9 protein-coding genes are annotated in these 13,691 nt (G+C 36.9%); all 9 read right to left on the reverse strand.

The window, feature by feature from the left end; genetic code table 11:
- Positions 1–3: 3 nt before the first annotated feature.
- A complete protein-coding gene (nudC, locus tag K2X50_01270; GenBank protein ID MBX9585864.1) occupies positions 4–837 on the reverse strand; it encodes an NAD(+) diphosphatase in 834 nt (277 codons plus the stop codon).
- Positions 822–1,238, reverse strand: coding sequence for a hypothetical protein (locus K2X50_01275; protein ID MBX9585865.1), 417 nt, complete (start codon positions 1,236–1,238; stop codon positions 822–824). The genes nudC and K2X50_01275 overlap by 16 nt, the downstream gene beginning before the upstream one ends.
- Positions 1,239–1,333: 95 nt before the next feature.
- Positions 1,334–2,245, reverse strand: a complete 912-nt coding sequence (gene thiD, locus K2X50_01280) for a bifunctional hydroxymethylpyrimidine kinase/phosphomethylpyrimidine kinase (GenBank protein ID MBX9585866.1) — start codon at positions 2,243–2,245, stop codon at positions 1,334–1,336.
- A 471-nt stretch (positions 2,246–2,716) separates the two neighbouring features.
- Positions 2,717–8,068, reverse strand: a complete 5,352-nt coding sequence (locus K2X50_01285) for a hypothetical protein (GenBank protein ID MBX9585867.1) — start codon at positions 8,066–8,068, stop codon at positions 2,717–2,719.
- A gap of 83 nt (positions 8,069–8,151) precedes the next feature.
- Entirely contained in the window at positions 8,152–9,345 is a 1,194-nt protein-coding gene (locus K2X50_01290) for a DegT/DnrJ/EryC1/StrS aminotransferase family protein (GenBank protein MBX9585868.1), read from the reverse strand.
- Between the two features lie 2 nt (positions 9,346–9,347).
- Positions 9,348–9,977: an acetyltransferase gene (locus K2X50_01295; GenBank protein MBX9585869.1), complete on the reverse strand. Its 630-nt coding sequence runs from the start codon at positions 9,975–9,977 to the stop codon at positions 9,348–9,350.
- On the reverse strand, positions 9,967–10,578 hold the full coding sequence (locus tag K2X50_01300) for a sugar transferase (GenBank protein ID MBX9585870.1): 612 nt from the start codon (positions 10,576–10,578) through the stop codon (positions 9,967–9,969). The genes K2X50_01295 and K2X50_01300 overlap by 11 nt, the downstream gene beginning before the upstream one ends.
- A 28-nt stretch (positions 10,579–10,606) precedes the next feature.
- Positions 10,607–11,929: a nitrate/sulfonate/bicarbonate ABC transporter ATP-binding protein gene (locus tag K2X50_01305; GenBank protein MBX9585871.1), complete on the reverse strand. Its 1,323-nt coding sequence runs from the start codon at positions 11,927–11,929 to the stop codon at positions 10,607–10,609.
- Between the two features lie 13 nt (positions 11,930–11,942).
- Positions 11,943–13,691, reverse strand: coding sequence for an ABC transporter permease subunit (locus tag K2X50_01310; GenBank protein MBX9585872.1), 1,749 nt, complete (start codon positions 13,689–13,691; stop codon positions 11,943–11,945).

A 13,691-nucleotide genomic window follows, 5' to 3' on the forward strand; every position in this document is an offset into this window, starting at 1 on the left:
CCCTCAATTCCCCTGTAGGCAATCCTTAATGGTATGTTCAATCAGTTGCCTGGAAATACTTGCGCTGGGTGGTAGCCCGGGCATATTCTGCGCGTCAAACCACTGTGCATCTTCGATTTCTTTCTCATCAATCTTGAGCTCACCACGCAAATACTTCGCTTTGAAAGCAATCATAAAGCTATCGGGAAAAGGCCAAGTTTGAGAGCCAAAATATTCCAAATCTGTAATTTCCACTCCCAATTCTTCCTTAACTTCTCGGTGAGCCGCTTCCTCAGCAGTTTCTCCCATCTCAATAAATCCTGCAATCGCACTGTAAAATCCAGATTTAAAATGTGGGGAACGAGCCAACAAAATTTTATTGCCATGCTGAATTAATACCATGACGGCTGGAGAAAAGCGTGGAAATACAGAAACTTTGCAGCTTAAACATTTTTTCTCTGACAAATTAATTTGGTCTTCAAGTGGAGAAGCACATTGACCACAATATTTCGATTGTTTATGCCAATTAATCCAATGATATGCGCGTAAAATTTTTGATTGAATTGTAGCGTCCACTTCTGCTAAAAATGACTTGACCGGCATAGTTTTATAGCCTTTCTGCAAACATTCTTCGCCAGATAAATTGCTTTTACCTTCGATGATAAGAATAGAGTCATCAACGTGCGCACTAATGATTTCAACTTCCAATAATTTTTGAGTTGAAAGAAAAGATTGAAATGGATGATTAGCTGTTATATTGAGGAGTATTTCATTTTCAAGGAAAAAAAGCGTGGAACAGTTTAAATAGTCTTTTAACTGCTCCACGATAATATAATTTTCGATTACTTGATTATGCAAGAAGTTGTAGTGCCATCTATGCAAATAATTTCTGCATCAAATACAGATTTGATATTTATCGTAGCTATTTTTTCCGCATTGTAATATTCAGGAAACATATGACTAGTCGCAGTCAAACAATATCCATCTGCGTTTCGCTCAGTACATCCGCGAATTACCAAATAGGCTCGTGCGTCACCAGCACCTGAATGATAAATATCTGTCTCACTTCTATCCAGGTTATAATCTACACCACTGTTAAACGAATACGTAACCGAGTAGGGAGCATAGTTGTGAACTGTAATAGGATTCCAATAATCTCGATTTTTTTTACAACAATCGCGCCCTGTCTTGTGATTAGCAGCCATCACAGATGAACAAAGCAATGCAAATACACAAACTATTGATAAAAGTCTCTTCATGAAAGCCTCCTGGTCTAGATTTTGGAACTTAATTCAGTGCGAACAGTATAGTATTCAGGAAGTTTAAAATCAATCAAAAACAAAACCAGCAGAATTTACGCCTTAATCTCATAATTTAATGCATTGACCCTAATATTTTTCACTAATATTTGTTCTTGTGAGAGTCTACTAAGGGTCGGCCAAACATGATAAAAATGATTGACTGGACCATGCCCAAAACCCACAGAATCCTCTTTAGCCGATGCAATCGCCTCAAATACGTAGTTCTTTGCTACTCTGCAAGATTCTGGAAGCGAAAGACCTTGAGCAAGACATGCGCTAATCGCCGCCGATATTGTACATCCAGTCCCGTGCGTATTTTTGGATTCGATTCGCGCAGACTCAAAACTCATTGTTAATCCCGACGTATCAACAAGGATATCGTTAGACTGCTCACCCTTCAAATGCCCACCCTTTAACAAAACGGCTGTAGATCCCAATGCTAATATTTTTTCAGCCAATTCTTCAAAATCTTCAGTTCGTTCAGTAAGAGCATAAGCCTCTGGTAAATTAGGCGTAATCAAAGTCACCAAGGGAATCAATTGTGATTTCAGCGCATCAACAGCATCAGGCAATAACAGCGCCGAACCATCTTTAGCAACCATTACAGGATCGAGAACGATGGGAATATTTTTGGCATTTATTGCAAGAAAATTTGCAACTAATTCAATTATATCTTTTGAAAACAACATGCCGATTTTAATACTATCGGGAATAATATCATCAAATATTGCTTCTAATTGATCTTGAATACTTTGCAAAGGGATATCGTAACACTTTCTAACGCCCTGAGTATTTTGAATGGGCAAAGCCGTTAATACTGTCATACCATAACAGCCAAATGCTGAAAACGTTTTAAGATCGGCTTGCAAACCTGCTCCACCCGATCCGTCAAATCCCGCGATGGATAAACACGTGTATTTCACGAAGAATCTCCTCTGTTCAGGAAAAGATGCAAAAGCAGGCATGTCACCTACCATTGCAAGTTTTGGTTGATCGATTATGATTCTATTCTACAACCTATTATGATGCACCACCATATTTATCGTCCCGAAAGACGTATATGGATTTCGTATAGAATGGTGGCAATATGTAGTTATCTATTGCAAACCAGTAGAATTTCAGATCCAAGCTGAACTAAGTCACCCATGGCAATCGTTCGCCTACTTTCGTGTCTGTCCCCCCTAATATGAACTGAATAAATTTGATATGACATTCTTAAATCTCACTGATGATGACATTAAAACACTACTACCTGATCTTATAAAGCTGACAACCATCACGGAACTAGATTTACACTGGACGAGATTTATAAATATAATTACTAAAGAAGCGGAAATTGGTTGGACATTTTTGTTGTCAGAAAATTTTGAAATTGAATTGTTACTGAGTATTCGAATCTTCATCTTTCCCGCCGGGCCTGCGGCCACGCGCTTTCTCTAATGATATACCAATTGATCGGATTTTGTATCGTCATCGCTTGATGAAGATCTTTGAATGTAGCCAAGTAGTCCATGTCGATTATATCCTTCGGTACTTGGGCTATGGAGTGATTCGACCGAATTTTGCCAGCTTTCCAGCCATGATTCAAATTTTTGCTCTTCTTCGGCAGAAAAATTTGTTTCTTGCCGTAATTCGCGACAGACTTGAATGTGTACTGATAATAATAACTCTCTAAGCTTGCTCTCCATTAATGAATTTCGATCGCTGATACAGCTCAACAACACAGCAACGATTGGCTGGATAATAGCAGGTGTTTGAACAAACTTGAGTATTCTCCTTTTAATGTAATCGGTTTCTAATAATTGTAATATATAAAGATTTGTTTGGCCCCTATTTATTCGATACCCATCAAAATATCCTTCAAGTCGTTCATTTAAGCGGAATAATTTTGTATTAATAGAAGCATTACTTAATAACTGCTTCTGGTTGTTAATCCATTCAGATAAAAGCCTTATTTTATTTGAATAAAATACTGCTCGCTCCTGAAATGACTGAACAATATAATAAATTCTTCGATATTCATAATATTCTCTAATTAGTTGTTCATGTTCTTGATATACAGGATGTCTTTGGTACTCTTTGATCCTCTCATCAGGCCAATCAAATCGTTTCAGTAAATCTATTATAGATGAAGTTTTTCTTTCTAAATGAGTCATTGTGGAATGTCCTCTAACTATATATTCATGACTGCAATTATAATTCTCTTCTAGAAATTCGAGTAGTTCAACTTTTTGTTGTGCCTGAAGATCTCTTATAGGGATTCGTTGTCTAGCTATCATGACATGTAATTGACTGATTTCTTCATCAAAATCAGCTGATAATGCCAATATTTTACAATTTAATTTAGGTGCTTCTAAAATTGTACAATAATTTACTGATTTTGGCATGATTCGAAGAAGAGGAAATACACTAAAATCTTCTTGAAATATTTTTATCACAAAATCTATGTTAGATGTTCTTAGTAATCGCAGAGTGTTATCAATTAATTCCTTGGCTCTATTTGAGGCTTCCTCTTCTATGACATCATAAAGTTCTCCAAAAAATATTTCTTTTTCATCAATCATTCTCAATGGCAATTCTGATGCATCACAGTATTTTTCACGAAGATATTTCTCTAAAGCATCAATTATCAGATCACCTTTATCTTCTACGGAAAATAGTTCTTCTAAAGATGTCACCGAGCAACAATTGATAAATATCGCTCTAAGTCTACAAAAATGCGCATAAAGCTCTCTATATTTGCGAATTTTTGTACGAATTTCACTCATTTCACTTTCTAATCCATGCACTACTTCAGAAGCAAAATCAAAATCTCTAGGGAAGCATCTGGCGATCATTCGAAAAGAAAATTTTGATGTCACATGCAACTGCTTTTCTAAGTCATTCACATTAAAAAGTTCAGGTTTACTAATTACAACCCCATAAACTCTTCGTTGATCTTCGTCCATAGATTGATACCGCTCTGTCAGCTTATATTCATGTTGCTTAAAATAAGCGTCAAGATATTCATTATTTCGTAAATATAGCAAAAGTGTGTTCTTGATTAGCTCCCACTCATAGTCTCCTCCAATTTCTTCTTCAGTAATCATTATTATACGTTTTATTTCTACAGCCATATGAGTTGCTCGCTCTCTTAGTATAGTACAAATATCATTTCTAGACCTTAATCGTTCAGCCCGATAATTTCTGATTGCTTCATGGTACTCATTTAGATATGACTGATCTCGTACACGATCTACAGTCTGTACAAATTCTACACTTTGAATGCTCAACACTAGAGAATGAATTTTTGGAGCTAATAAATATATGCAACAGGATATTTCCTCTATTATCTCTAAAACAATATTATCATCAATTTTACTAGATTTTAATTTATGCACAATATCATAGCTATTGAGACGCGGAAATCTCCTTGATTTATCATGTGCATTTTCTAATGACTCGCGTGACTGCCCAACATAATTAGCATTACGATCATCACAATCAAATCGAATTGGTCGAAAAACATCGGAGCGCATTATTACTGCTACAGGTTTATGACCTAATTGTAATGGGTCGAGCATATAGTCTACAAAATTATTAGCCCAACGACTTATGATGCTCCATTTTTTCGATTCTTTTGAGGCTCTAAAAAAATGATAAATTGAATCCCTGAGTAACTGTTTATCGCTCATAATTACAAGCATATCGTTTAAAGTGATATTTCTATCTGATCTCAACATACTTAGTAATTGAAATACCGTACTTACCCATGCAATATCACTCTTACCGATACTACCCAAACTGGAAAAATCATTAGTTTGAATTAGAGAATTCACCGTATCCATCATTATTAACTCTACCAAGCTATTTACTTTTTCTAACACTTGAAAATCTTCTAGCATCACACGATGTTCCGCTCTTTCTCGAAACGATTTAGCAGTTTCAACTTTCACTTCTGCATTTAACAAATGGCATAATTTTAATTCAAGTTCAAACAGATCCCATAGGGTTGCTGTGTTCGTGATGTTCGATTCAACTAAGACAGTTAAATCACCCATAACCCCGACAGGCGTATTCACGATTTTAACATTGGGATTATATCCGCATTGTTCAACAATCATTTGAAATTCAAGTTGCATAGATGGAGTTTCACGAAATTCTGAAATATCCACTTTTCGTGATTGATGGTAAATTCTCTTCCATAAGTCAGAATCTGTGAGCTTTAAATACTTATTTAATCGCTCGGGTACTTCAATCGAAAATAGCTCAATGAGATATTCAAACCAGCTTGTGTTAACACTCAAGGGATAATGAGCAATGCATTTTCGTATAAGCGCTATGATAAAAAGGTTTCGTTTTGAAATCTCATAATATTTAGTATCAAAAAAATTTGTATGACCCGCCAGAATTTCAGATTCATCTCCAATATCTACGACCAAATACTCTGCAACGAGTTTCAATTTGGCCTTCTTTAAACTATTTTCTTCTTTAAGATAGCTCGAAAAAGCTACTGCTAAATCATTGCATTTTTTTGACAGAGACTCAATTATTCTATCATAGGACCGTTCATTTTCTGATTGAATTAATACAGAAAGTTCCTTTCCAAATCGATCTTGAGCAGGAATTCCTTGTTGGGAAAATACTTGATTCATGAGATCACAAAATAAATGCCCTGCTTTTTTGTCTTTCTCTTCTAAAGGTATCGAATCTACGAGGATATTGCATACCTTTTCTTTAATAAATGCTTTACCTATTTGTTCTAGACAACTTTGTTTGCTACATAAAACAAGATTTTTTGATAGTTCATCAAGAATAATGTTATCTTTTATGTGTTTTTTTGAAAGCATGCTAACTAGTGTCGAGATATTTTCAGCAGAAATCTGGGGCTCTGTAAAACTCAATTTATCTAGTTGCGAAATAACAAATTTCACCTCTGATTTAACAAATTGTATTGGTGGAACTAAATTGACATAATCACTCATTCGTCTCGCCAGATCTGATTTTGTCTCTGTAATTGCAATTCCATGTAGAAGAGAAAGTTTTTTAAGCTCACCATACGTATCAGCCATCTTGTCAAGAAGAACTCCGTTTTTAGACATAAAATGAAAGGCTTCCGCATGATACTCTTCTTCATTAAGGCCTTGTTCAAGAATTTCTTTATTTTCGGTTAATACCATCAGGAGCAGTAAATCATTCGATGATAAATCCGAAGAATCAGTTATAATATCCATAATTAACGATTCTGCGAACTTTGGGAAGCAATCTAAAAATAATTTATGATCGATTGAAGTGCTATCATTGTTTCTTTTATAAGCACTCTTTATTTCGTTTGAACCTTTAAGAAAATCCAGATATTGTCGATAATTTTCACGAGCTCCACAACCTGATAACTTTAATTTCTCTAGAATAATCTGCTTACGTTCATCGTATTTATCCTCGAGTTTTTGAACGATGTATTTGCCTTTAACAAAATTTTTGAGAATAACCCTCAGCCTATCAGGTACTAGAGTCAACTTATCTATGACTTTTAGCGCCAAATCCTTTTCTTCTTTAGTAACTTGTTGTTTGAAAAAAAACACTTCCAGTTGTTTTTTTCTATCTTTCTGTGTACTTTTATCAGGTTTAGCATTCTGTATAAAATGGGTCACTTTTTTAACCACATGAAAAGATACTAATCTTTCCTTCGATAGCTGATAGAAATCTCGTATTTCTGAATCACCAATCAGATTTATTCCTGGAATTTGGCTACTGATTTTATTAGCGATGACCCAATCGACAAAATCTTCCTTTTTATTAAATCTATCAATCTGGGGAATTGCCCACTTTAACAATTGTAGCTGTAACGGTATTCTTACTAGGTCGATAGATGCAGAAATACAAGCTTTTGATCCTGTAGAAAATGGCTGCAAATAGCCTGAGAAAGATGTGAGCACATCTATAAACGCCTGGGCCTGAGCTTGATCAAGTATTTTTACTGTCTGATTATTTAGTTCATTAAACATCAGTTGTAAAAATGGTAGTACGATGGCACATAGCTTTTCTCTTAAATCGACGTTCGATTGCAGTAACTGAAAGGTATGATTTTTATCATGAATAATCAAATCACGAAGATCACCAAGGATTTTTAATATGCCCACATCACCAGGAAATCCTAAGGATTTTATTGATTGACGCATACTAGGTGAAAACAGTTTGCATGACTCCCCAATGATAGCAAAGACCCTTAGCACTGCATAGATTTCATCACTTGGCTTATCTAAAATCACCTTCATCGCGTCAATAGCATTAACTGATAACTTAAAGCAATATCGATCTAATCGCGATCCAATAACTCTATTTAACCCCCGTAAGTCCTTATGAATATTCTCGCAGTTTTTGTCTGATTTTATTTTTTCTAAATTACTTTGAAGCAATAATAAATCTTGAAGTATTTCTGAATAATCTGTTGAATTCCACTGACACTCCATTGATCTATCAATTAAAACCTCTTTCAATGAAATAGACAAAAAATCTAACATGATCCAGTTTCTATCTTCTATTTTTTTAAACTCACTCTGACTATTAAATTTAAATTTTCTGGGAAGCTCTGCGCATAACCATGATATTTGAAACAAAGATGTGATAATCTGAAGGAGTTGGGTTTTATCGGTAGAATCAAGACTTTTAACTTCCTGAATTAAAAAAATAATCTTATCTAGTCGAATGAGATCCTGCGATTCTGATTCTTTAGTGTATTCTGTAATCGATAATTGATCTTTATCATCTCCATTGCTTTCAGAAAGCTCTGATTCAGTGGCTTCTTCCATATTTCCTCCTTCAGGCCATTTCTTTAACTAATATTTCAGTGATAATCTCACTTTTGCAGTATCTCATTAATTAGTAATACTGTCTACGTTTCGAAAGTTACCACGTCAAACTGATTAAGAAAGTGTAACACTTGATTTGCCATAGTAGAAATATCATTTGATGACAATGTGGGATGTACAACAAACATAAGACTGGTTTCACCTAAGATTTTTGCATTTTTTAACCGTTCTTTAGGGCCCAATTTTTTATCGATGAATGCCTTTTCACAATAAATTTCAGGACATCCCCCACTATAAATAGGAAGACCACTCACTGATAATTCATTCAAAATGCGATCACGGGTATAATCGGCTGGCAATAAATCCTGTCGGAGAAAAACGTAGAATTTATAGTAAGAATGGTAATAATCACTTGAGGGCATTGGAATGCGCAAAAGAGGTGATTTTGAAAGAATTTCGGCAAATACGTAAGCATTCTCTCTTCGTTTTTCTACCCACTGTTTCAGCTTCTTTAATTGACAACGGCCTATCGCAGCTTGCATCTCAGTCATGCGGTAATTAGATCCAAATTGATCATGTACATACTGAAATCCTACCGATTTTTTATTCCCATTCATTTTTTGGAAATTTTTTCCGTGATCTTTATAAGACCATGCCCGTTCCCAAAGTTGAGAATCATTCATGATCAACATTCCGCCCTCACCACCCGTTGTGATAATTTTGTCCTGGCAAAAAGAAAAAGCAGCAATATCTGAAAATGTTCCCACTAATTTATCTTTATAACGAGCGCCGTGCGCTTGCGCACAATCCTCAATTAATTTTAAATCATGTTCTTTGGCCAGCTTCACTATAGAATCCATATCACACGACCAACCCGCAAAATGAACTACTATAATCGCCTTCGTCTTAGAGTTAATTAATGACCCAATACTTTCTACAGAAATTGCTTGTGAATTTATATCTACATCAGCACAAATAGGTGTTGCACCTTGTACAATAACTGCGCTAGCTGTTGCTAAGAAAGTGCGGGCGGGCACAATCACTTCATCACCACGTCCAATATTAAGTACTTTTAATGCTAGTTCTAAAGCGAGCGTTCCATTTGCAAGCGCGATGGCATGTTTCACGCCATGATATTGTGCAAATTCATTTTCAAACTGACGACACTCATCACCTGTCCAGTAATTTACTTTTCCAGATTTTAGAACATTTTGCACTGCACGACATTCGTCTTCTTCAAAATGTGGCCAGGTAGGATAAGATTTTTTTTCTGTCATTTTTAAACCCTTTCTTTCGCAGGAACACCAACGACCTGCTGATGATTATCAACAGCCTTCAATACCACCGAACCCGCACCGATTTTTGCATAATCACCAATCTTAACATTTTGAATCACATCAGCACCAATACCGATCCACACATGAGCACCAACCTGAACCCCACCAGCGCAGCCCACTTTTGGACAAATATGGGTCCAATCACCTACAACACAATCATGTTCGATAATCGCCCCAGTATTAATAATCACACCTTTTCCTACGGTAGCTTCTGCATTGATGACAGCTCCAGCAAAAACAACTGACCCAGCTTCGATTTTCGCTGAATGAGCTATTACTGCACGCGGATGTATCACCGTTGCAATAGAAAAACCTTGCTTTACAGTATATTCTTGCAGTCGTTGTCGAATTTGATTATCACCGATTGCCACTATCACCTCTGAGTCTTCATCTGAAAATTGATTGATATTACTGGTTTGAGCCACCACTTCTATATTCATGACTGAAGACAAACTTGGATGACGATCATCAATATAAAATATTTCTCCCCAATTTCCTTGGCACAGCGCAGCATCTGCAACCACTTTTCCGTGTCCGCCAGCACCAATAATAAATAGACGTTTACTCATGATTTTTATTTCCTCTGAAAGGAGGCATTGTCACATGACCGTCTTGATGAATACCTCGTCGATTAAATACAGATTGAATAGTCCAAAATAGAATTTTCAAATCCAAAATAAATGAACAATGATCAACATATTCTATATCCCAATGAAATTTTTCGTTCCAGCTCAAACTATTTCTTCCCTTCACTTGGGCCAAACCCGTGATGCCGGGTCGTACATTATGTCGGCGTGCTTGCTCAGAGTTGTATAAACCTAAATATTCCATCAACAACGGTCGCGGACCAACTAAACTAAGATCACCCTTCAGGACATTAACAAGCTGTGGCCATTCGTCTAAACTCCAACTACGCAACCATTTTCCTAGTGGAGTTATTCGTTGCTCATCTGACTTTAAACCACCTTCCTCATTGCTCATGTTTATCATCGATCTGAATTTGTACAATGCAAATGGTTTCCCTTTATAACCTGGTCTTAATTGTTTAAAAATGACGGGTTGGCCTAAATAGAAAGAGATAAGTATGTACAATATTACAAAAACAGGCGCGAGGAACACTATTGCGAGAAGAGAAATAACAATGTCTATGATGCGTTTAAATAAAGGATACATAACAAATCTCATCAATCTCTTTAAAAAGTTATTGAGGGTTTTCTAAACTTAACAAGCCTGTATTATAATCGTAAGCGAAAATTTCGGCATATCTTCCCCAATCGATTACGATCTTTAAGACTTCTTCTGCAGCTTCAGGCGACAAATAATCTTCAAGCTCTGCCAAAAATCTTTCTTCGCTGACTCGATGATCAGGATCTTTGTCCACTTCATGGCGAATATGTCGGGCCAGCGGAACATAATTCATCAAATTTTCTGCGAATATTTTTTTACGCAGTAAAATATCGGCATCTGCGAATTGTTTTCCAGATTCTGTTAGAGCAATATCGCCTTTTTCTACTGTTGCAAAACGCATAATTTCCAAAATTTCTGTGATGGGAAATAGATCATCAACATTTAAGTGCAACTCTTCAGCAATTTCTGGTAAGTCTGCTTTTGTTTTATATTCAGGTGTATGTACCGCTTCTAAAAATCCAGTAATTTCTGAAATTTCCACTTTGGGTAATCGGTATCCCAAATCAATTGTTTTAAATCTCTGACCACGAACAGCCACAACACCTTCCTCGGGTTGAGTCATGAGCGTATAAATATCGTCCACTAATTTTCTGAATGCTGGTTCACTTTCATTTCGTGGGTGATCTAAATCAACTGTTAGCTCAGAACGGATACAACCTGGATTACTGCCAAAAATTAAAATTCGATCAGCGAGTGCGGCTGCTTCTTCGATATTGTGGGTAACTAGAACTATGCCTTTTAATTTTGTCTTACCCTCATTCCACAAATTCAGTAAGTCACTTCGTAAGTTATCCGCTGTTAAAACATCAAGCGCAGAAAAAGGTTCATCCATGAGCAAAACAGTAGGATCCACTACTAAGGCTCGAGCAAACCCGACGCGCTGCCGCATACCTCCTGACAACTCTTTTGGAAAAGCGGACTCAAAACCATCTAATCCAATAATATCGATCGCTTCGATCGCTCTGGCACGTCGTTCCGGAGCTGGGATGCCCTGCGCCTCAAGTCCAAGCTCAACGTTTTGCAAAACTGTTAGCCAAGGCATCAATGCAAAACTCTGAAAAACCATACTCATTCCTGGAACAGGTGAATAAACAGGTTGATGACAGAAACGAACCTCTCCTGAATTAGGCTTCACTAGTCCCGCCATGATACGTAATAAAGTAGATTTTCCGGAACCCGATTTTCCGAGTAACGCGATGAGCTCACCTTCTCGCAACGTAAAATGCAATTTATCTAACACCAGCAAGTCTTGATTATCACTTTTTTTAAAGGACTTTTTAATATCGACAACTTCGATAAGGGCTTGCTTTACGCCATTATGTAAATTATCTGTCATCACTAGTCCCCACTTAATCGATAAAATAGTACTTCTCAGCCAGATTATACAGAGGTCGCCAAAGAATGCGATTGATAATTACCACTAATAGACACATTACGGCAATACCTAAAGCAAGATGAGGATAATTTAAGTTGGTGGCATATGCTGCAATATAAGCACCTAGTCCAGTCGCTCTTATTGTAGTATCTCCCCATGTCACCACTTCTGCCACAATACTTGCATTCCATGCACCTCCAGCAGCAGTAATCGCACCCGTAATATAATAGGGGAAAATCGCAGGCAAAATGAGTCGTTTCCACCACAACACCCCGCGCACTTGTAAATTACTTGCAACCTGTCGTAAATCTTTAGGTAATGCTAAAGTTCCGGCAATAACGTTAAACAATATATACCACTGCGTTCCCAATACCATTAATGGTGATGTCCAAATTTCTGGATTTAAGTGAAAACGCACAATGAGCATCACTACAACAGGGAAAAATAAATACGCTGGAAATGAAGCTAAAAACTGAATAAGAGGTTGAACCGATTTTGTCACACGCGGTCTTAAACCTATCCATACACCAACCGGAACCCAAATTAAACTACTAATAAATATGAGCACCATAACTCGTAATCCGGTAAATAAGCCTAAGCATATAACCCAGAACACTTCGTGTAATGTAATTGCTGACGAGATATACCACACCAAAAAAATAATCGCACTGATCATAATTACAGAAACTAACGCATACCACAAACCCACAAGAAATTTACTCATCAATTCGCTATGTTCTTGTTGAGGTTTTGTCTTTTTTAGTCTAAACCAAGATAAGTTTACAAAGGCATCCCAAAAGCGACCAATACCGATACCCACTTTTTGCATTAAGCGCGTGTGCTCAAATAAACTAACAATCCATGCTTGAGTTCGTCCAGCATCATCGGATTCTTCAGCACGAAATCTTTCCATCCATTGATTCAGCGGCCTAAAGAGTAATTGATCGTAAGCAAGAATCACAATCAGCATCGCAACGATGGCATATCCGACAGCGTGTAAATCTGCTTTAGGTAAGGCCGCTGCAATGTAAGATCCAATTCCAGGTAGTGTGATATTTTTGTTCGCGACAGTAATTGCCTCAGAGGCAACCACAAAAAACCAACTCGCCGACATTGACATCATCGAGTTCCAGATTAATCCCGGCATGGCATGAGGAACATCCATTCGCCAAAATCGTTGCCAAGCGGACAAACGAAACATTTGGACGGCTTCAATTAATTCAGGAGAAATCGTTCTACAGCTTTGATAAAAACTTAAAGTCATATTCCAAACTTGAGCTGTAAAAATTGCGAAAATTGCTGCACATTCAGGCCCTAATACACTGTTCGGAAATAATGCTAAAAATGGCACAACAGCAATAACTTGAAAACCCAAAACAGGTACTGATTGTAAAATATCAATTAAAGGAATAATTATTTGCTCAGCACGTTTACTTTTCGCTGCGAGAGTGCCAATAGTAAGCGTAAAAAATAAAGAACACGTCAGACCAATTAACATGCGTAATACTGTACGCAATGAATAATAAGGAAGTGCACTGGGATCTAAAGATATGGGTATTGTTTCACCAACAGTATAATGAGTGGTCGTCATTCCCGCTGCTGCCCAACCAATGAGCAGAATAACGCTCAAAATTAGTACTAAAGCAATAAAATCCCAATAGTTTGGCAGCGACCAACTGGTCACTTCATTTTTTGCAAATGTACGTCGACCAGAATTAAACAT

The organism is Gammaproteobacteria bacterium, from assembly GCA_019748175.1.
In the GTDB taxonomy this organism is placed as follows: Bacteria; Pseudomonadota; Gammaproteobacteria; order JAIEPX01; family JAIEPX01; genus JAIEPX01.